The sequence below is a fragment of the Segatella hominis genome (genome assembly GCF_004535825.1).
GTDB lineage: Bacteria > Bacteroidota > Bacteroidia > Bacteroidales > Bacteroidaceae > Prevotella > Prevotella hominis.
On the sequence record NZ_SGVY01000004.1, the window covers coordinates 1 to 20,478 of the forward strand.

Annotated in this window: 22 protein-coding genes and 2 pseudogenes; 12 read left to right on the plus strand and 12 right to left on the minus strand. The window is 42.9% G+C overall.

Features of this window, described 5'->3' with window-relative positions:
- The 5 genes and pseudogenes from EXN75_RS01965 to EXN75_RS01985 all read left to right on the plus strand — a co-directional run.
- Positions 1–102, plus strand: a pseudogene (locus EXN75_RS01965) (IS982 family transposase); the annotation flags it as partial.
- A 327-nt stretch (positions 103–429) separates the two neighbouring features.
- Complete coding sequence (locus EXN75_RS01970) at positions 430–2,202, plus strand: ATP-binding protein (RefSeq protein WP_167639432.1); 1,773 nt, start codon at positions 430–432, stop codon at positions 2,200–2,202.
- 379 nt (positions 2,203–2,581) lie between these two features.
- Positions 2,582–2,800: a DUF3791 domain-containing protein gene (locus EXN75_RS01975; protein ID WP_134842590.1), complete on the plus strand. Its 219-nt coding sequence runs from the start codon at positions 2,582–2,584 to the stop codon at positions 2,798–2,800.
- Positions 2,797–3,273, plus strand: a complete 477-nt coding sequence (locus EXN75_RS01980; protein ID WP_134842591.1) for a DUF3990 domain-containing protein — start codon at positions 2,797–2,799, stop codon at positions 3,271–3,273. The genes EXN75_RS01975 and EXN75_RS01980 overlap by 4 nt, the downstream gene beginning before the upstream one ends.
- Positions 3,270–3,500 carry a DUF3791 domain-containing protein gene (locus EXN75_RS01985; RefSeq protein ID WP_134842592.1) on the plus strand — a complete coding sequence of 77 codons (231 nt, stop codon included), beginning with the start codon at positions 3,270–3,272 and terminating at the stop codon, positions 3,498–3,500. Before EXN75_RS01980 ends, EXN75_RS01985 begins: the two co-directional genes overlap by 4 nt.
- A 98-nt stretch (positions 3,501–3,598) precedes the next feature.
- Here EXN75_RS01985 and EXN75_RS01990 read toward each other — a convergent pair whose 3' ends face one another.
- From EXN75_RS01990 to EXN75_RS02000, 3 genes are read right to left on the minus strand one after another with little or no spacing between them, the layout of a single operon-like run.
- Positions 3,599–4,108 (minus strand): HD domain-containing protein, encoded by a 510-nt coding sequence (locus EXN75_RS01990; protein WP_134842593.1) that lies wholly within the window; start codon positions 4,106–4,108, stop codon positions 3,599–3,601.
- A gap of 57 nt (positions 4,109–4,165) precedes the next feature.
- Positions 4,166–4,894 (minus strand): sulfite exporter TauE/SafE family protein, encoded by a 729-nt coding sequence (locus EXN75_RS01995; RefSeq protein WP_134842594.1) that lies wholly within the window; start codon positions 4,892–4,894, stop codon positions 4,166–4,168.
- Between the two features lie 12 nt (positions 4,895–4,906).
- Positions 4,907–5,368 (minus strand): peroxiredoxin, encoded by a 462-nt coding sequence (locus EXN75_RS02000; protein ID WP_134842595.1) that lies wholly within the window; start codon positions 5,366–5,368, stop codon positions 4,907–4,909.
- 587 nt (positions 5,369–5,955) lie between these two features.
- Here EXN75_RS02000 and EXN75_RS02005 point away from each other — a divergent pair.
- Positions 5,956–7,320 (plus strand): ATP-binding protein, encoded by a 1,365-nt coding sequence (locus EXN75_RS02005; RefSeq protein ID WP_134842596.1) that lies wholly within the window; start codon positions 5,956–5,958, stop codon positions 7,318–7,320.
- Between the two features lie 26 nt (positions 7,321–7,346).
- Complete coding sequence (locus EXN75_RS02010; protein ID WP_134842597.1) at positions 7,347–7,691, plus strand: HigA family addiction module antitoxin; 345 nt, start codon at positions 7,347–7,349, stop codon at positions 7,689–7,691.
- Positions 7,692–7,894: 203 nt separating this feature from the next.
- Here EXN75_RS02010 and EXN75_RS02015 read toward each other — a convergent pair whose 3' ends face one another.
- The 3 genes from EXN75_RS02015 to EXN75_RS02025 form a co-directional block, all read right to left on the minus strand.
- A complete protein-coding gene (locus tag EXN75_RS02015) occupies positions 7,895–8,746 on the minus strand; it encodes an Rpn family recombination-promoting nuclease/putative transposase (protein ID WP_118120544.1) in 852 nt (283 codons plus the stop codon).
- Between the two features lie 235 nt (positions 8,747–8,981).
- Positions 8,982–9,176: a hypothetical protein gene (locus EXN75_RS02020; protein ID WP_246031263.1), complete on the minus strand. Its 195-nt coding sequence runs from the start codon at positions 9,174–9,176 to the stop codon at positions 8,982–8,984.
- Positions 9,177–10,588: 1,412 nt separating this feature from the next.
- Entirely contained in the window at positions 10,589–11,068 is a 480-nt protein-coding gene (locus tag EXN75_RS02025) for a GAF domain-containing protein (protein ID WP_134842598.1), read from the minus strand.
- A gap of 276 nt (positions 11,069–11,344) precedes the next feature.
- On the opposite strand from EXN75_RS02025, the gene EXN75_RS02030 reads away from it, so the two are divergent.
- From EXN75_RS02030 to EXN75_RS02045, 4 genes are all read left to right on the plus strand, one after another.
- Positions 11,345–11,608 carry a hypothetical protein gene (locus tag EXN75_RS02030; protein ID WP_246031264.1) on the plus strand — a complete coding sequence of 88 codons (264 nt, stop codon included), beginning with the start codon at positions 11,345–11,347 and terminating at the stop codon, positions 11,606–11,608.
- A gap of 115 nt (positions 11,609–11,723) precedes the next feature.
- Positions 11,724–12,155 (plus strand): DUF6575 domain-containing protein, encoded by a 432-nt coding sequence (locus tag EXN75_RS02035; RefSeq protein WP_246031265.1) that lies wholly within the window; start codon positions 11,724–11,726, stop codon positions 12,153–12,155.
- A gap of 36 nt (positions 12,156–12,191) precedes the next feature.
- Positions 12,192–12,734: an NUDIX hydrolase gene (locus EXN75_RS02040; RefSeq protein ID WP_134842599.1), complete on the plus strand. Its 543-nt coding sequence runs from the start codon at positions 12,192–12,194 to the stop codon at positions 12,732–12,734.
- 16 nt (positions 12,735–12,750) lie between these two features.
- Positions 12,751–13,899 carry an acyloxyacyl hydrolase gene (locus EXN75_RS02045; RefSeq protein ID WP_134842600.1) on the plus strand — a complete coding sequence of 383 codons (1,149 nt, stop codon included), beginning with the start codon at positions 12,751–12,753 and terminating at the stop codon, positions 13,897–13,899.
- A gap of 45 nt (positions 13,900–13,944) precedes the next feature.
- On the opposite strand, the gene EXN75_RS02050 is transcribed toward EXN75_RS02045, so the two are convergent.
- Positions 13,945–15,264, minus strand: coding sequence for an ATP-binding protein (locus tag EXN75_RS02050; protein WP_134842601.1), 1,320 nt, complete (start codon positions 15,262–15,264; stop codon positions 13,945–13,947).
- Positions 15,265–15,403: 139 nt separating this feature from the next.
- Here EXN75_RS02050 and EXN75_RS18595 point away from each other — a divergent pair.
- Positions 15,404–15,497: pseudogene (locus EXN75_RS18595) on the plus strand (cupin domain-containing protein); the annotation flags it as partial.
- A gap of 177 nt (positions 15,498–15,674) precedes the next feature.
- Here EXN75_RS18595 and EXN75_RS02060 read toward each other — a convergent pair.
- From EXN75_RS02060 to EXN75_RS02080, 5 genes are all read right to left on the minus strand, one after another.
- Complete coding sequence (locus tag EXN75_RS02060; RefSeq protein WP_134842602.1) at positions 15,675–16,064, minus strand: VOC family protein; 390 nt, start codon at positions 16,062–16,064, stop codon at positions 15,675–15,677.
- Positions 16,065–16,120: 56 nt separating this feature from the next.
- Entirely contained in the window at positions 16,121–16,855 is a 735-nt protein-coding gene (locus EXN75_RS02065; protein ID WP_134842603.1) for a hypothetical protein, read from the minus strand.
- A 3-nt stretch (positions 16,856–16,858) separates the two neighbouring features.
- On the minus strand, positions 16,859–17,743 hold the full coding sequence (locus tag EXN75_RS02070) for a carbohydrate kinase family protein (protein ID WP_134842604.1): 885 nt from the start codon (positions 17,741–17,743) through the stop codon (positions 16,859–16,861).
- Positions 17,744–17,911: 168 nt separating this feature from the next.
- Positions 17,912–18,961 carry a zinc-dependent alcohol dehydrogenase gene (locus EXN75_RS02075; protein ID WP_134842605.1) on the minus strand — a complete coding sequence of 350 codons (1,050 nt, stop codon included), beginning with the start codon at positions 18,959–18,961 and terminating at the stop codon, positions 17,912–17,914.
- A gap of 60 nt (positions 18,962–19,021) precedes the next feature.
- Complete coding sequence (locus tag EXN75_RS02080; RefSeq protein ID WP_134842606.1) at positions 19,022–20,416, minus strand: MFS transporter; 1,395 nt, start codon at positions 20,414–20,416, stop codon at positions 19,022–19,024.
- Positions 20,417–20,478: the final 62 nt, after the last annotated feature.

Sequence of the window (20,478 nt, forward strand, 5' to 3'; positions counted from 1 at the left end):
TTTACCCGAATCATCGGGAAAATCAGCGCATTTACAGTCTTGCAATATATTAATTATGTAAACAACAGACCGGTTGGCAGGGTTAAGTATGCGCTAAATTAATTCCGCCAACGGGTTAAAGGATATAATAATTCTACAAGTTTATTGGCTATATAGGTAGAAAAATAAACATCAGAGCAAGATGGAATGGCAAAATAATAATATTAAATTATACCACTTATGTCGCTTCCAATGATACGGCTCGTATCACTCAAATGATACCGCCTATGCCACTTTGACGATACCCTCAAAATAGGGTGCACCAGTAAATTCCAGTGTCTATAATGTGGGATTGTTTACAGGTGCGTCCAAAAAAACAGTGAAAACTTTGTTAGTTTCAAAATAAAGCCTTAACTTTGCACATATAAACTGGTTAAATTTCATAGCATGATGAAACAGCAAGTAAAACAAGTACCATACGGAGTATCTGATTTCGCCACGGTGATGAGTCAGAATCTATATTATGTCGATAAGACGATGTTTTTGCCAGAGCTGGAGAAGCAGCCTCGCAATCTCTTCTTCATCCGTCCCCGTCGTTTTGGAAAGAGCATATTTCTCAGTATGCTCTACTCTTACTATGACTGTAATCAGAAGGAGAGTTTCGAAAAACTCTTTGGTAGTTTGTGGATAGGGCAGCATCCTACATCCCTGCAAGGAATTTACCAGGTACTGTTTCTGGATTTTTCTCAGATAACAGGTAAGATAGAAGTTTTGGAGGAAAGATTCAATGCCTATCTCTGCATCAAGTTGGATAGTTTTGTAGAGCAGTATGCTGCATATTATGGTGATAAGAAGGTTCAGGAAATCAAGACGAAGACACAGTATGCTGATAAGATGCAGATAATCTTTGATGCAGCCAAGGCAAATCATTTTCAGCTTTATCTTATCATCGATGAATATGATAATTTTACTAATGTAGTGCTCAATGAGCATGGTGAGAAAGTGTATCATGCCATTACTCATGCCGATGGATTCTATCGTGATGTCTTCAAGAAGTTCAAGGGAAACTTCGAGCGCATCTTCATGATGGGTGTCAGTCCTGTAACCCTGGATGATGTGACAAGTGGGTATAATGTGGGATGGAATATCTCCGTAAAGCCAGAGTTCGACGAGATGCTGGGCTTCTCTACCAAGGATGTAGTCGAGATGTTCACTTATTATAAGGAGATGGGAAGCATTCCTGCAGATAGCGATGTGGAAGCCATCGTCAACGATATGAAGCCTTGGTACGACAACTATTGCTTTGCAGAAGAAGCATTGAATAAGAGTGTCAGAATGTTTAATTGCGATATGGTGCTTTACTATCTTCGCAATTATATGGATTACGGACGTTCTCCTCGGCAGATGATAGACCCGAATACCAAGACTGATTATGGCAAGATGAAGAAGCTCTTGCAATTCGATAAGTTGGATGGCGAGCGCAAGGGTATCATCCGCAAGATAGCGGAAGAGGGACAGATTGTTGCACAACTGGAGGAACAGTTCTCTGCTTATCAGATACCGAAGGCTGAAATCTTCCCAAGTTTGCTTTTTTATTATGGCATGTTGACCATCAAGGGTACACGTGGCTCTAAGTTGATTTTAGGCATTCCTAATAATAATGTTCGCAAGCAGTATTACGGATATTTGGAAGAAGAGTATCAAGCAAAGTCGTATGTAGATACCAACAGATTGACGGATTACTATTACGATATGGCTTATGATGGTGTATGGGAGGAAGGATTGCGTTTCATGGCTGATGCCTACGCTAAGGTTTCTTCCGTGCGTGACGGAATAGAATCGGAGCGAAATCTGCAAGGTTTCTTTATGGCATACTTGAACCTCAACGATTATTACATCACGGCTCCCGAATTGGAGTTGAATCATGGCTATTGTGATTTCTTTTTATTGCCTGATCATACCCATTATGCCAGTCTGCACAGCTACATCCTCGAACTCAAGGTTCTCTCCAGAAAGGAGTTTGATGAAGAGTTGAAGGATGTCTTGAAGGAAGATGGTAGCCCTATGAAAAAGTCGGAGAAGCAATGGTTGGATGCAGTGGAACAGATCAGGCGATATGCCGATGCTCCAAGGGTTGAGGCTCTTCGCCAGGGCACAACGCTTCATAAGATTATCATGCAGTTCAAGGGCTGGGAGTTGGCAAGGATAGAGGAAATAGAGTAAAAGATAGGGTTTATAACTCTATCTTTTTTTCATAAAATACCCCTTTATATCTCTATCTTTCAGCAAAGTTAACATAAAATAATTGCACTTGCTTGTTGAATTCGCACTGATTATATTCACCTTTGGGTATCAATACAATGTTATTGCTATTTTATATTTAATATTTAACATCCTTTTCTTGTATGTTACCTCTTTTTTCTGTAATTTTGCACAAAAAGAAATATACGTTAGGTATAAATGAAGATTTCAGTTTCTCTGGTCTGTTTTCTGATGCAGGTCTTTGCAACTGCAAAGATAGTGAGAATGAATTTGTTATTGCGCTAACTAAACGGATGGATGTTGTAAGCGTAGTGTTTTGGTATTGTCAAAAAGCAAAGATATGAATAGTGATAATATAGATTTTGTAACTTATTGCATAGGTAACTTATCTCGCAGGTTGGGATTGAATGCTCGTGATGTATATCACCGTCTTAAAACTTCTGGTATACTTGCTGATTATATTATCCCAAGCTATGATGTGCTCCATACTTTCAGCAAGGAGTATCTGATGGAAGATCTTACTGATTTTATGAAAGAGAAAGGAGTGTTAGCCTCATGAAAGTTTACCATGCTTCAATGGTGAGAGTTGAACATCCTGATGTTTTACACTCACGTAAGTTCTTGGATTTTGGTCAAGGTTTTTATGTAACGACTTTGCGAGAACAAGCCGTTAAATATGCGCAGCGTTTCATTCGTAGAGGAAAAGAAGCTTGGCTCAATGTTTACGAATTGGACGAACAGCTTATAACCTCTTCCTATTCTCTGAAAGAGTTTGAAAAATATGATGAGGAATGGCTGGATTTTGTAGTTGCTTGCCGTAAGGGAAATGTTGTTGGTGATTATGACATTATCCAAGGTGGCATTGCTAATGATAAGGTATTTCGAACTGTTGATTTGTTTTTTGCAGGAGATATAACAAAGGAAGAAGCTTTGCGTCGGCTCTTGTTTGAAATTCCTAATAATCAACTGTGTGTTCGTTCGCAAAAGTTATTAGATAATTGTTTAGTTTTTAAAGAAAGTATAAGATTATGACAAACAATACAGTTCTGCATGATGAAGGTTGGCATGCTATATTGGAAGCAAAGTTTGCTAGAATCATATCTGAAATTAGTAAGATGTATAACGTGTCACTAGATGATGCGATGGATATGTTTTATAATTCAGAAACAATGCAGTTGATGGAAGAGGGGGTTGCTGACCTTCATTGCCGAAGCGAAAAATACTTGGCAGAGGAGGTTTGGAGAGAGAAACATTCTTGATGATTATCTTTGCAAAAACATAAAGGTAATCTTTATGACGAGAATGCCTAAAGTAGGAAGGGTGGCTGCAGCCTTGTAGAAACAAGGCTGCGGATTTTTTATTCCAGCCCCCACATATCATTCAGCATACTGATTGCTGACTCCGAGCGGAAAACATGATTGCGGAAGGTGATGATGCCTTCGGGAGCAAGGTGGGCTTCGAAGGAATTCACCAGGAAATCTGCTTCGAGCAGAATGCGATGGTCGAGGCTGGTAACATCTTGATAAGTATGATGATGGGCAATGAGCCAACAGATTCTTTCTATCTGTGCGGCTGTGAATCCATCAACTTCTGACAGTACTTTTCTTGCCTCGTCAGGACCCAGTTCTTCCTGGTGCTTGCCATCGCAGTTGCCGTATCTGGCTTCTGAAACGTGAATGCCTACATCGTGAAGAATGGCTGCTGCTTCGAGCACGAAGAGGTCTTCCTGGTTCATTCCCTCTGCTATCGCAATCATGCGGGCAAAGTCGTGTACCTTTACGAAATGCTGGATGCGTGGCGCATCGCCACCATCGTATTTTATCATCGCCCTCATCAGTTGGGCGAGTATCAATTCCTTGTTTGTCATAATCTTATGTTTTTTAAATTCTTTTTTCTTATTCCAATTACCTATAGCCACCATACGCTACGCCTCCAGAAGGAAGGTTAATCCGCTGATTCCGATATAGGCATAGATGATGTATTTGAGCAGGGAGCCGCTGAGGTGCCTGAACACCCAGGCGCCTATCAGGTTGCCAATGAAGACTCCCGCTATTCCATACACATAACCTATGGAGACCGTAGTGGTGAAGAAACCATTGTAGGCTCTTGCCAGTGTCATCATCAGATTGCCTGCCAGAAAATAGGTCTGCGTCATCGCCAGATAATGTTCCTTGTCTGGCTCAGAACTTACGAAGTAGAGCACGGCTGGGGGACCCTGCATTCCGAAGAATCCTCCCATCAGTCCGCTCAATGTTCCTGCCGTAACCTGCACGGGCAGCGTAGTCTTCACCTTGATGCGCTTGCTGAAGAAGGCGAAGTAGATGCTCACGATGATCAGCGTAATACCGAGCAATATGTTCAGTATGTGATATTCCATCCGCTTGAGCACGAAGATGGCTCCGATGGAGATGATGATGAAGGTGAACAGAATAGGCAGCAGCCGCCTCCAAGTGATGTACTTGTATTTCTGAATGACGATGATCAGCGAGGTGGTCATCGCCAGGATGCCCGAGAGGGTTGTTGCCTCACCGAAGGAAGGCATGATAGAGGGGAGCATCGTCATGATGAAGATGCCAAAGCCGAAGCCAGTGGTGCGTTGTACAAAACTGGCTCCGATGCTCAACAGAAAAAGTTCGATGACAATATTGTCCATTCTGCTGTAGGCTTATTGATGGATGTAATCCAGAATCTGCTCAGCATGAATCTTGGTCTTGATTTCCTTAGGAGTGAAGATTTTTTCGATGATGCCTTCTTCGTTGACGAGATAGGTGGTGCGGAGGATTCCGATGGTCTTTCTGCCGCAGGTAACCTTCTCACCCCAGCAGCCGAGTTCCTGCAACAGGGTGGTCTCGGTATCAGCAATAAGAGGGAACTGCAGGCCCTTGGTTTCTGCAAACTTCTTCTGCAGTGCCTGCTTGTCCTTGCTCACGCCGATAATCTCGTAACCGGCAGCTGCTAACTCTTCCTTATGAGCCTGCAGGGAGCAGGCTTCGGCAGTGCATCCGCTGGTGTTAGCCTTTGGATAACTGTAGAGCACAATCTTGCGACCACGAAAATCGCTTGCCTTGATTTCACGTCCGTCCTGGTCAATGCCAAGAATCTCAGGTATTTTATCTCCTACATTCATAATTGTAATTTTTAAATTTGTTTTCTGTTCTTTTTATCACTAACTATTGATGATAAATCAAATGCAAAAATACAATATTTATTCTAATGGAGAAATGAATTAGCCTTTTTTAATTTAATATGCCAACAGGATTTAACGATACCCATACGTTTTTGCCATTTTTCCTTTGTCATTTCGAATAAAATGGGCAATACAAGATTTAAAGCTCTTGAAGCCTTGAGGGAATTTTATGACGTCTATTATATATTATCATCCTGACTGAGCATGAGCGCCCATAATAAGAAACTTATACATGAAACTATGCCTCTCTCCTCTGTCTCTGACAGTTTGTTTTGGGAATCTGTTACAAATACCCCTTTATAACTCTATCTTTTGTCATAAAGCGCCCCTTTATAACTCTATCTTTTGTCATAAAACACCCCTTTATAACTCTATCTTTTGTCATAAAACACCTCTTCATAACTCTATCTTTTGTCATAAAATACCCATTTATAACTCTATCTTTTAGCAAAGTTAACATAAAATAATTGCATATCTCGTTAATAATCAGTATTTTTGCAACTGTATAATCATAAAGACGCAAAGATATGGATAAATACTTGTCAAGAAGCATCGACCAGGCTTTACTGGAATGGAAGGATAATCCTCGAAGAAAACCGCTTTTGGTGAGGGGCGCCCGACAGGTAGGCAAGTCGAGCACCATTCGGCATTTAGGCAAGAACTTCAAATATTTTTTGGAAGTTAATGTGGAAAGAAATCCTGAGGTGATGGAATTCTTTAAGGGCAGTCGTGATGTGAAGAGCATTGCTGCTAAGCTCTCCGACTTCTTTAATGTGCCAGTTGTTCCGGGCGAAACCCTTCTTTTCCTTGATGAGATACAAAAGTGTGAAGACGTCATTCATAGCCTTTGGTTTTTTAAGGAAGATTATCCCGAACTTCATGTCATTGCTGCAGGTTCGCTCTTGGAGTTTGCGCTGAAGAATTTGTCATCATTTGGAGTGGGCAGAGTAAGTTCCCTGTTTGTCTATCCGATGTCTTTTGATGAATTCCTGACAGCAACGAGACAAGAGGGGCTTCTTAGAATCAAGCGAAATAGCAGTCCTACGAATCCGCTTCCCGAGGCATTCTATAATAGGTTGGTGGAAGCCTTCCGAAGTTATATGCTGGTTGGCGGAATGCCAGAAGCCGTGGCAACCTACACGGAGACAGGATCTTATCGCTATAGTAGTGACATTGTAAACGAAATCATTCAGGGCTATCAGGACGATTTTGCCAAATACGGAGCCAAGGCAAATCCTCTGCTTTTGCGCCAAACTCTCATAAGTGTAGCGCATCAGGCAGGAGCCAAGTTTGTTTGCAGTAGGGTAGAAGGGCAATATCGTTCGGCAGAAGTAAAGGTGGCTTTGGAGATGCTGAAGGATGCCGGGCTAATCATACCGACCTATCATACGGATGCCAATGGGGTGCCGCTTGGAGCTGAAATCAATGAGCGGGTAGTAAAATATCTGATTCATGATACTGGCGTGCTACTTGGTATCTTAGGAATAGATGATGATATCGATGAGCGCATCAAGGAGATGATGGTGGCAGACTCCATCGATCTTGTTGACAAGGGGCATGTGGCAGAGATGATGGCGGGTTTGGAACTTATCAAATATTCTTCTCCGCAGACGCGGCACCAGTTGTACTATTGGCAAAATATGAACAAAGGTACTTGTGCCGAGGTGGATTATGTAATAGGTCGCAGTGGCAGCATCGTTCCGATAGAAGTAAAATCGGGCGTGAAGGGTTCTATGAGCAGTATGTATTCGCTGATGCGCAATCCGCAGAAGCATATAGAAATGGGCATTCGCTGTTCTCTCGAAAATTTTGGTACATTCGCGAGTCCTGATGGCAAAAAGATAGACATTATTCCTCTTTATGCAATCTCCAATTTATTTGCGGAGAAGTAGATGGGGGATATATAAATGATATAGTTATGAGCAACGATAAAAAAACAATAAAGGAAATGCGGGCAAACGAGATGACTTCGGCTTTTCCTACGCATCCTGGAGATGTTCTGAAGGATGAAATAGAATATCGTGGAATCTCTCAGCGACAGTTGGCGGAGGAAATGGGGATTGCCTATTCTGCTCTGAATGAAATTCTGAATGCTCGTCGCCCTGTGACGGAAAAAACAGCTTTGCTCTTTGAGGCTGCACTTGGAGTGAATGCTGAGCCTTTGTTGAAAATGCAGATGGGATATAATCTGCAATCAACTAAAAATGATTCTACCTTTATGGCCAGATTGGCAAAAGTAAGAAGGGTGGCTGCAGCCTTGTAAAAATAGTCTTCGTGGTTTCTGATATAAGTATCCATATCTTCCTCCTTAACAAGGATTGGACCTTTGATGTTTGTAAAGATGAAAGGGTAGCAGTCGTCATATTTTATATTGAAATAAAAATTCCCCAACCCGCTTGAAAAAGTAGGTTGGGGTTATTTGTTATGGTATCCAGCATAAAAGAAAAACGTTAGTTTTCGCTTTTATCAGTAGCTCAGATTTTGAACCATATCCAAAGGTAGCTGGGTCGCTTTGGCTACCTGTTCTGTTGGAAGTCCCATAGCCAGCAAACGTTGAGCTGTTTCTATGTTAGCTTCTATTCTACCTTCCCTTTTCGCCGTATCAATGGAGTTCTTGATATCCCGGTATGCCATCTTGCTTGCTTCATACTCCCTCATTTCCTGAGGTGTAAACTTGGCTATTTCTGCTTCCTCGAAGAGTCGGTCGAAAACTTTATCACACAGTTCCTTCGGACGCTGTGTAAGCTTATAGAGGTTTTTCAGCGCATATAGCCATTTATCATACAAGGTTTCCAACTCATCTAAAGTCTTGTCGAACTTAGCAATCTCTACATAGATAAACTCCAGCTTATCGTAGAAAATCTTATGGGTAGCGGTATCGCACAACTGTACATGGTGACGGATTTCCTCCTTGTCGAAGGCGTCCTCGTTCATGTTGAAGTTGAGCAGCGCAACTGTATAGACATGGTTGAGTTGGAAATCCCATTCACTCCCCTTTGGTGCCTGCTCGCGAATCGGGAAAGTGGAGTAGAAGAGAGAGCGGTCCTTGAAATAGGTCTGGTAGGCATTCTGCATTTCTACGATAAACTTCTCGCCGTTTTCTCCTTCGCAATACACGTCAAAGATAGCCTTGCGGTCTGTATAGACATCTCCCACGTGCTCTGGATTCAGATACGATACATCCTTAACAACCTGTCTGCCATTAAACAAGCTGTTGAGGAAGCAAATCAGCAAATCCTTGTTCATTGCCGTTCCAAAAATGCGCTTGAAGCCGAAATCGGTCAGCAAGCTGATATATCGTTCTTCTACCTGTTTCATACGATATTCAATTTAAATTATATGTAAATATAGTGACTGCGAGTGTAATGAAAGCATGCTTTCTGATTGCCGAGCGCCGCCTATATCCTGCAAAGTTAAGACATTTATTTCTATTAATCAAGAAAATCTTGGATTTTTTCTTTATCTCCCTATAACTTTTCAAGAAACTGGAAAATTTGTAGTATCATAGATTGTAAATATCAATTAAAAAAATTATTTTTGCAATATCTTTCCTTTATCCCACACAACTCGTCACATCAGAATACTGAGATACGGCGAAGGCATTCTTCTTCTCGGTCTTCACAAGGTTGAGGTCGGCCTGGTCGGGGTTCTTACCCTCTCGTTTTGCCTGGTTGATACGTGATTTAGCCTGATTGATAGCAAGGAGGTTACTGTTCACTGAGCGCATGGTAATGCTGTAGTTAATCATACTTTTTGTGTGTTTTGATGGTTGATATTTCAATTCCCCAGAAGCCCCGTTTCTTGCCCTTATTTTGGTCGTCATTGACGACCGACGCCTAACATCAATCGAGACTCAAATGTGTCGTCTGTAAAGACCGACTTTCGGTGCAAGAGAAGCTTTCTTTCGATTGCTGGTGCAAAGGTACAACAATTTGGAGTTGAAAACAAATTTTTCCGCTACAGATTTTTTAGGGGTGTCTGTAAGTGTCTGGCTGATAATGCTTTACAATGATATTTCGGAAATCAATTGCTGCATTTTGACTGATTTTGAAGAAAATGAAGGTTTGCTACTCAAGAATTTTAAAAAAGCGGTCATTTGGTCATGGTCATGTTCGGTCAAAATCGTTTTCGGGAGCGCTCGGTCATCCTATAATATAATATAAATAATATTTATATTATATTATAGACCATTTTGACCGATTCAAATTTCATTTTGACCGAAAATGACTTTGACCAAATGACCGGATTTTGTTTTCTTCATAGCAAGTGTTTTAGTGTATAAGATGTAGTTAGAAGTGCTTGAGTGTCAGTGTGTTATATGATTATTGAACCCTCTTTTTCTCTCCAGAAAAATCTTATTCTTATATGCTCCTGTCTCTCAAATTCTAAGAAAATCCATGTTCAATATCCATTTCTTGCCTATCATTTTGTTGTGTTTCTTTACTAAAACTGCATTTTGGGGTACTTGTTTTTGCATTTCTGCTTCATTTTTTCGACATTTTCGAGGTCTTAAATCGCAAAAATAGCCTCAAAAATAACTTTTACATTAAAAAAAATAATAAAATTCGATATTATATAAAAGATTTATTCTCTTTGCCAAAAGATATGAAATACGGAACATTTTAGATGCTGATAAACATATAGAGCGAATTAGAATTACCCCCAAGTGGCAGAGTTAAGTACTTTATTATGAGTGACTTATAAATCCTAACTCATGGGAGTTGAATCAACCATAGGCAGTAATACGTAAATTAGAGAGGGAACAATTATTGTGTATTTATACTATGATAAGAAATCCCTATTTATGGAGCGTTTTTCGGCTTATTCTTTCACTTAAGAGCTCAAAACTGCGGATTTTTTCACTAAAACCCCTTATTTTGATTTAACGATACCCATACGTTTTTGCCATTTTTCCTTTGTCATTTCGAATAAAATGATTAGCTTTGCTGTTGTAAAATAGCAAGTTTTTAAAGGATGCAGAAGTATAAACTTTAACGAAGCGCTTTATTGAGGTCTAATGATGCGCTTCGTTAGGTGTTAATGATGCGCTTCGTTAGGTGCTAATGATGCGCATCTTTAAGGTGCAATGATGCGCATCTTTAAGTCATGTTGTTTCTCTATAAGCTATATCCTTGAAAATCAATAACTTTCGGCAAAGATTCAATATGACTTGAGCACTATTTCTGCTACCTTTTCCAACCATTCTTTATCAATACTATCGAAGGTGTTGAGGTGTTCGCTGTCAATGTCCAGTACGGCGATGACCTCACCATTTCTAATGACAGGCACTACTATCTCTGAGCGGGAAGCACTACTGCAAGCTATATGACCAGGAAACTTTTCTACATCTTCTACAACGATGGTTTCTGCCTTGTCCCAAGCTGTGCCACAAACTCCCTTGCCCCGTTTGATGCGGGTACAAGCCAAAGGTCCTTGGAAAGGTCCTAATACAAGGTTTTCATCAATGACGCGATAGAAACCTACCCACCAGAAATGAAAGGTATCCATGATGCATGCTGAAATATTTGCCATGTTGGCGATGATGTCGCTTTCTCCCTCTATGAGCGATTGAAGCTGAGGGAGGAGAGTGGCGTAAAGTTCTGCCTTCGTTTCTCCTTTTATTATAAGATGTTCTGCCATGATGAAAATGTTTTGTCTTGTTGATGTTTATGCAAAGTTACTGATTTTCCTAAAAATAGGGGGCTAAGAATGGGTTAAATCTTCTAAAAAAGTAAAGCCTATCCGCTATGAAAGTAGATGGTAAGCTGGCAAGTTCTCAATAGAAGTGCAAAAAACTAAGGGGCAGGCTTCATAATGATCAACTCATAGCCTGACTTCACTAAATTTTTCGTCCTAAAATTTGTGAATATCGAATTAAAATGTTATCTTTGCCATGTGTTTTTTAAAAATATGATTATGGAATATCAATGGTTTGAAGAATTGCCACCGAGTTGTCCGCCATTTGACTCTGTTGAATGCGATGGTACTTATTTCCGTGTATCCTATGGAAATCCTGCGGAATCAGAGGACTTTTTCTCTCAAAAACGATTGGCACCAAATAAAGTTTTTAAAGGAGAAGGTATTGATGATTGTATAGTGAGAGCAGTATCTGTCTTTTCCTTATTGGAGGATGCAAAAAGACTATTGAAACTCCCAAAAAGTTCAAGCATGCCAATATAGCGGAGGTAAGCCTTCGGCCTATGGATGGAAAAATTAAGAAGACATTCAAAAACTCTCATTATTCTTGGTGGAGAAGCAAAGCGTTTGATATTAAAAAGGCAAAAACAATAGAATTATGAATATGAAACAATCCAAGCTAAAAGTAGATAGCATACTGGAGTATTACGACAATCCTCAATTGCTAACCGCAAGGGATTGTTTTGATACGTTGTATTTGTGTTTGCTGTATGAAGATACTCCCGAATGCAAATATACGGCAATTCGTATTTCCAGTAAGAGATTGCAGAATTTCTGCATGGGAAAGAAAGACTTGCGCTCCTTGTTCTTGTCTCCTGAAGGAGATAAGGAGTACTTTAATGTGAGAGGGGCTGATAATAACCTTGTGCTGGATTTGAAAATCAATACAACAATACCTGAAGATCGTTTGCCAGATGAAGGTTATTATCTGGAAACTTCAGGTAAGGAAAGCATTGTTGTTAATATCCCAGTTAAGGATAAAGGTCTGTTTACTGAAATAGTCAGAAAGTTTGGTTGGGCTTGTATGTAGTTGTATAGAAGTGTCATTATTTAAAGAATGGAATATATGGCAGATAAAGATATGAAATGGAAGACGCTCTCGCAGAAATATCTGATAGAGAAGCCTTGGCTCACGGCGCGTGTTGATAAGGTGCAGTTGCCAACTGGGGTTATCATTGACGAATATTATGTGTTGGAATATCCTGATTGGGTGAATACCATTGCCATTACGAAGGACGGAAAGTTTGTGTTTGTTCGACAGTATCGTTATGCATTAGGAAAGACGGTGAACGAACTTTGCGCTGGAGTGGTGGAGAAGGGGGAAGACCCGATGGATGCTGCCAAGCGAGAACTGATGGAAGAAACTGGATTTGGTGGTGGTAACTGGCAGAAGTGGATGATAATCTCTGCTAATCCAAGTACACATACCAATCTGACTCACTGCTATTTAGCCACGGATGTTGAACCTTTAGGTGAACAGCATCTTGATCAAGGTGAAGACTTGGAACCTCGTATGTTCTCCCGTGAGGAAGTATTAGATATGCTACAGAAAGGGGAGATTTGGCAGGCTTTGATGGCTGCTCCACTATGGAAGTATTTCGCAAACTAAACGTTGTTTTTGTCATATGGATTTACGTTTGTCGGTTATATCAATAGTTGCGTTGATTGCATTGCCTGTCTTCTCTCAGGAAGATAGCATCAAGACCGTTCATCGCATTGCTGTAGATGCCGTTCCTGCTACCATCTTTCATACCAACGAGTTTCTGCGTGGTGGAAATGAGGAGATCAGGACGATGAACCACGATATGACCTTTACGCTTAAATATGCTTTTATGAATAGAGATGAGGTACGACCGGGGGCTATTCATCAGGGAGTGTATCAGGGTGTGGGCTTGGCAAGGCATGAGTTCAACCGATGGCTGGCAAATCCTATCTCCGTTTATCTGTTTCAAGGTGCGCCTATCGTGAATTTCTCCCGTAGGGTTTCGCTCAATTATGAATGGAACTTGGGTATGGCGTTTGGATGGAATGGATATGATGAACTGAACAATCCGGAGAACAAGGTTATCGGATCGAAAGTTACGGCTTATATTGATGCTGACCTTTACGTCAAATGGATGCTCTCCAAGGCCTTTGACTTGAATGCCGGTATCTCGTTGAGTCATTTCTCTAATGGAAACACCACCTATCCTAATATGGGGCTGAATACGGGTGGTATCCGGTTGGGATTGGCTTATTACATCAACCGACAACCATTGACTGTGCCGAAGGTGGAGCGAGAAAAGTTGCCAGACAGCCGTGGTTTTTATACAGATGTGATTCTGTATGGTGCCTGGAAGCAGGGCGTAGGGTATGATGGTTATGATCATTATCTGTTGCCTGGAAAATATGGCGTGATGGGCTTCAATGTCAATCCGATGTATCGGCTGAATCCGTGGCTCAGTTTAGGAGCGTCGCTTGATGGCGTGTACGATCGTTCGGCAGGCAGGGAGAATGATTCCTGGGGCGAGGATGTGAATCATAAGTTTAGTACTCAGGCTGGTTTGGGTCTTTCGGCTCGTGGTGAATTTGCCATGCCTTATTTCAGCATCAACTTCGGTGTCGGAACCTATCTGCTTGGCAATCGCAACGATTTCAGAGGTGTGTATGAAGTGCTTGCCCTGAAGATTCATATCACCAAACGTGCCATGCTGCACATCGGCTACAGTCTTGTGGATTTCAAAACTCCCAATAATCTGATGCTGGGATTGGGGTGGCGATTTGGCGGCAAGTAATGCCGCCATCTTTCGCCAGCTATTCTATTATGATATCTTATTTCTTTATTTGAATATATTTTTGATAGCATAAAGCGGATATACCCTGATGTCTTCATAACACGAAAAGTTTTCGAGTGATGTGCGGATTCCGTAGTCGATGCCTTTCTGTTGAAGGAAAATACGCATGCTTTGCATTGATCCTTTTATGCCCGACTTTACTTCAATAGGTCGTATTTTATCGCCTAGCTGAACCACATAATCCACCTCTGCGTTGCTACCGCTTTTTTCTCTGTGCCAGCAGTATAATGATCGCGGTTCGTAGCATGGCGATGATTTTATAATCTCATTACCTACAAAGGTTTCTGCAATGGCTCCTCGATTAATTACTTGCATATCAGTGGTAGCGATAAAATCGGCAATGTTCAGTCCTAAAACGCTTTGTAGTAAGCCTGTATCTAGAAATATCATGCGGCGGTATTTCTCATTGATTTCTGCGCCTAAAGGAATTCCGTTGGCAGAGGTATGGGTGACTGGATATACAAGACCTGCTAAAATCAGTGTTTCCAGTGCTGTCTTGATTTGCCCACTATTACCATCGCAGTCCACCTTATTATATACAAACTTTCCTAGTCCTTGTTCTGCTACAGAACGGAATACTGCATCGATTCGCATAGATGGTACCCTTTGACGATATTTTGCAAAGTCATCTCTGTAGGATTGTATCAATTCTTTCAATATGCGCTGGCATTCCAGCAGGTCTCCGTCTTTACAAAATCTAGCTATGACGGCTGGCATGCCTCCGAGAACAAGAAACTTACGTAGTTGTCTGGCTGCTTGCTCGTGTATTGGTTCAGGCAAAGGTGTCTGAGGTGTGGATTTGGAAATCATATCGGCCAGCATCTCGTCATTTGTTGCCCACAGGAATTCTTCAAAACTGAATGGGTACATAAAAATACTACGTATTCTTCCTACTCCATAAGATGGTAATGATTCCAAAGCAAACTCTAGCAATGAACCTGCTGCAATGAGATGTAGCTCAGGATATTTCTCATAAAAATATCGTAGGCGATTAATGGCTTGTGGGCATGCTTGTATTTCATCGAAGAACAACAAGGTCTTGCCTGCGATGATAGGAGTGTGTAGCTGGATGGATAGCAATTGACAGATTTCCTGTGGTGAGTAAGTGCCGTTGAACATATAATGTATATCTGGGCGTTCATTGAAATCTACTTCTGCAAAATATTCAAACTCTTCTGCAAGATGTCTTACTGCTGATGTCTTTCCTACTTGTCTTGCTCCACGTAAAAGCAATGGTTTTCTCTCTTGAGATTTTGCCCAAATCTCAAGTTCTTTGTCTATATGTCTTTTTAGATATTTTTTCATAATTCGTAACACGTTGATAATCTGGTGCAAAGATACGGATTTTTCTAAAATTAGGGGCTAAGAATGGGTTAAATCTTCTAAAATTAGGGGCTAAGAATGAGTCAAACCTTCTAAAATTAGGGGCTAAGAATCTAAGATACAGGTGCATTACTGCCCGGAACCACGCTCATTATATGGAGAATCTTACCGACCATGATCTGGTGTATCTCGCCATTGTGCCTGAGCATCATTAATATCTCTGGAATATCAGGGAAAAACACATCATGTTCCTCCTGAGGAAAATGAAAAAATAGAAAGTCCAACTCGGATGCCTCTCTTATAAAAAGGCTCCAAGCTGGACTTTCGTCATTCTTCTCTCTCTCTTATATTGTTATAGTCATCTGTTTTTATCTAAAAGAATATGCTGCTGATTAGAGTTTCTCGCAGAATTCGATTTTCTCCTTGTTAGGACCCTCAATAGTGAAGAACTTAACCCCGTTCTCCCAGAAAGGAAGACCATTTACCTGCTGATCCAGCATCTTGAAGGTTCCGGCTTCCTTTACTACCTGGAAAAGATCCTCTATGTTCTTTACATCAATAGCAATGTGGTCGATGGCTCCATATTCCATCTTTGCCTGATGGTTCTGATAGGTCTCGATGATGAGATTGTGGAGCTGGAGGAAGGCTACTTCCTCGGTGCCGTTCACTGTGCGGAGGGCTGTCTCGAAGCCCAGGGCATGATAAAACTCAATGGTCTTGTTGATGTCGTTGGTAGGAATGCCGATGTGCTGCACGCCTGTTGTAAATTCTTTGATCTTCATAATGAATTTGTGTTTAGATGATTGTTATGATAAAATTTTCTGTGTTCTTTGAAGATTTAGAAGCGGATGATTTCTGCTCCAATCTGGAAATAGCTCTCGTTGCTCTGCGGATTCCACATGCCCTTGGCGTAAACCGGAACGGTGTAGTTGCCGAGCTTGAGATCGTGGGTGGCTTGCAGTGATACGTGAACGATGCCTGCCGTGGTTCCGAAGAAGTGGGCATCCTCGCCAGCTCTGTTCAGGGCGAAGGCTCCACCTACTCCTGCATCTACCTTCCAGCCATCCTTCTGGTAGATTGAGTATTCCGCATAGGCGAAGGTGGAATATTTCTGCTCGGTATTGTCGCTGTTGCGGTCGCGTCCGAAGACTACCGTTGACCAGCTCAGGAGCAGTGGAAATTTCTCGTCCTGAAACCGGTAGCTCAATGTTGCATCGAGGAATCGGCCCGTGGTATGGGCAGAGTAGTTCCAGTATTCCTTATTATTATAGTTGGCGCCAGGGGAGAAGTTGTAGGTGTCCCACAGGGCGAATCCCCAACCGCCATCCTTCAGATTCAGATAATGGTTAAACTCCTTGTAGGAGCCTTCCGAGTTGCAGCCACCCCAAAGTCCTATGGTAACGTGGTCGTTGGCCATCGTATAGCTCAGGTCAGTGAGGAGGACGATGCCGTCGGAAACTTCCATGCCACGCCACAGATGGTTGTTCTGCACGTTGGCTTTCAGATGGAGCTGTGCCTGGGCATTTCCCAGGCAAGCAGCCATCATCAAAACAATAACTACAATTCTTTTCATGGTTTAACAACAAAATTCCTTCGGTAATACAGGCATGGCTCCATTCTGTGTACAGACGAATGCCGAAACCTTTACTGCCAATTCATGAGCTTCCTTTACGCTCTTACCCTTCAAGATGCTTGCCACGAATGCGCCTGTGAAAGAATCACCGGCACCCACTGTGTCTGCCACTTCCACCTTTGGTGTCTCTATAAACGAAACTTCGCCAGGGGTGAACACATAGCTGCCGTTTACGCCGCAGGTAAGGATGAGCATCTTCAGATTGTACTTGCCCAAGAGGAGCCAGCATTTATTCTCCAAGTCGATGCCCGGATAGCCGAAGATGCGGCTTACGGTGATCAGTTCTTCATCGTTGATCTTGAGGATGTTGCATCGCTTGATGCTCTCGGTGATAATTTCCTTGGTATAGAATCCCTGACGGAGATTGATATCGAAGATTTTGAGGATTCCTTCTTCCTTCGGCATGTTATCGAGGAAGCGGTAGATGGTGTTACGGGAAACCTCGTTGCGCTGAGCCAGCGAACCGAAGCAGACTGCGGTGCAATTCTTTGCCAACTTCTCCAGGGCTGGGGTGTAAGGGATGTTGTCCCAAGCTGCTCCTTCCTTGATGTCGTAGCAAGGAATACCGTTAGCGTCGAGTGAAACCTGGACGGTGCCCGTAGGGTAGGCTACCTTATCTATCTGATAGTTGAGATGGTGATCGTTGAGTTCCTTCTCCAGTTCCTTGCCCAGCTCATCATCGCCCATTGCGCTGACTGCACAGCTCTCGAGTCCGAACTGCGAAACGTGGTAAGCAAAGTTGGCTGGAGCGCCACCTAACTTCTTTCCTTCTGGAAGCACATCGAAGAGTGCCTCGCCGATACCTATCACTGATTGTTTCTTTTCCATTGTCATTTTTACTTTAAGAATGTTAGAGATGTTACTTGATTTCTGTTGCAAAGGTAGCATTTTTCAGCTACCTTCACAAAGAAAAATCATCTAAACTTTCTGCAAACGTTCCCGCAATCGTTTTCAATTTCTGCAATCGTTTGCAGTATGTTTCTGCTCTTCTATCCTTTACTTCTTCTCTTCAGGTTTCTGTTCGAAATCGATAAGAACCTTCATGCTGGTTTCGCGATGAGCGTCGATAAACTTGTAGGCGTCATCGTATTCTTCGAAGGCGAAACGGTTGCTTACGAGTGGCTTGAGGTTGACGATGCCCTTGCTTACGTAATCGATGGCTGTGAGATAATCTTCGTGGCGATACATCATTGAACCGATGAGTCTCAACTCATGCTCGCCAAGATAGAACATGCTGAGGGCTGGGTCCTTGGCAAAGACTGCCACAACCACGATGTCGCTACCTTTCTCAATGGTCTCCATCAGTGAACGGATGGAAACTTCTACACCTGCTACCTCGAAACCTACCTGATAGCCTTCCTCACCGAAGAGTTCCTGGGCTGCCTCCTTCAAGGTCTTCTTGGTGATGTTGAGGGTATGCTTGATGCCGCACTCACGAGCCTTAGCCAGGCGGAGGTCGCTTACGTCGGTAATCAACACATTTTTGGCGCCACGGGCAATACAGAACTGGGCTATGAGGTTGCCGATGGTTCCTGCACCGCTCACTACTACATTTTTACCCTTTACGTCGGTGCGGTTGCTGGCATGAGCACCAACGGCTGAAGGCTCAATCATGGCACCATAGTCGAGGCTCATGCCTTCCGGTAACTTTGCCACGCGGTCGTCATCTACTACAAAGAAATCCTGTGCTGCACCATCTGCCTGGAAAGCCTGAACACGCAGGTGCTCACAAACATTATACTGTCCGCGCTTGCAAGGGTTGCACTTGCCGCAAACCAACTGTGGGCGAGCGGTGATATGGTCGCCAGGTTTGCAGACGGTAACTTCGCTGCCTACAGCCATAACCACTCCTGAGTACTCATGTCCCTGAACCACTGGGTAGAAGGTGGCTGGGTGAAGACCGTGGTAAGAGTGAATCTCGCTACCGCAGATGCCGATGCGCTTGATGTTGACGAGAACCTGATGAGCAGTTAAGTCTGCTGCCTTTGGTTCTGCTACTTCCTTGAATTCGATATGCTTTGGTTCTACCAATATTGCCTGTCTCATAATTATAATGTTTTAAAAATGTTATTGTTATGTCGGTGGGATAAAAGATCCCGGTTTAATTTATTTCTTCTTATTTTCCAGATCGGTCATAATCTGCTTGTATTGCTTCTTGTTGAGCTTGTAGAAGCAAAGGCATCCTGCGGTGATAATCCACAAGACTCCCGGAATGGTGCTGAAGGCGTGGTGCATGATGCTCAGTACTTCTGGATTCTGCATGGCATTGCTTACATATCCTGCGCTGCCCAGGGCAATGGCGAGAAGCGATGTGCCGAGTGCCATTCCTATCTTGTTGCCCAGCGAGATGAAGGCGTATTGGAATCCGTCGTTTCTGATGCCCGTCTTCCACTCGCCATACTCCACACAGTCGGGGATGATGGCATAGATGGCTGTATTGAAGCCTGAGAAAAAGAACCACGACAATGCCGAGAACAGATAGAACATGATGGCGCTACCGTTAGGGCTGAAGAAGTACAGACCTATCATCGTAATACCGGTGAGGAAAGCGAAGATGGCTGCCGTGAAACCCTTGTTGCCCGTTTTTCTGAATACCAGAGGGAAGCAGGCTGCACCTATGATGCTTGGTACGATGATGGCCATGGAATAGTAGGAGAAGAGCGTTGCCGAACCTTCTACATAAGTGAAATAGTAGAGCATGTCGGCGTTGCGTCCGTAGTGAATGAAACCGAAGAGCAACTGTCCTAAGAGGGCAAGCAGATAGGGCTTGTTCTTCATCACGGAGCGAAGCTGCACCTTTAGAGGGAGCTTCTGTCCCACAGGAACTTCTACCACTTCCTTGGTCTTGTGGAAGCAGAACAGATGGCAGGCGGCGAAGATGATGCCGTAGAGTACAGCCACAGCCAGATAACCATATTTGGTATCGCCTGCGCCAAACCAGCTGATGAGCGGAACGGTTACGATGTTGATTACTCCGATGGCCATCATGGCGCTCACCGAACGGCTGGTATTGAGCTTGGCTCTCTCATCGATGTCTTGTGTCATGGCTCCGCAGAGTGTGCCGTAAGGCAGGTTCACGCAGGTATATCCCAACACCAGGATGCAGTAGGTTACTGCCATATAGATAATCTTGGCGGTCTGGCTCCATTCCGGATGAGCCCAGAAGGTGAGTATCAGTACCAGTGCCGTGATAGGAGCTCCGAAGAGCAGCCATGGGCGGAATCGTCCCCATCGGGTGTGGGTCTTATCGGTAAGTGTGCCGATGATGGGGTCGTTGATGGCGTCCCAGAATCGGGACACAAGCATCAGGGTTGCTACGGCACTCATGCTGATTCCGAACACATCGGTGTAGAAAATCATGAGGAAGTTGCCCACGAACATCCAACTGAAGTTGCAGCCTACATCGCCCATTCCATAGGCGAGCTTGCTGATGAAGGGAACCTTTCCCTGTGAATGGTTCTCCTGCGAGTTGGTCGCTTGAGATTTTGAATCCTGTTCCATTTTTTTTAGGTTTGATTGTTATGTTTGTTATTATTTATTTATATTTCTTATGAAGATAAAAA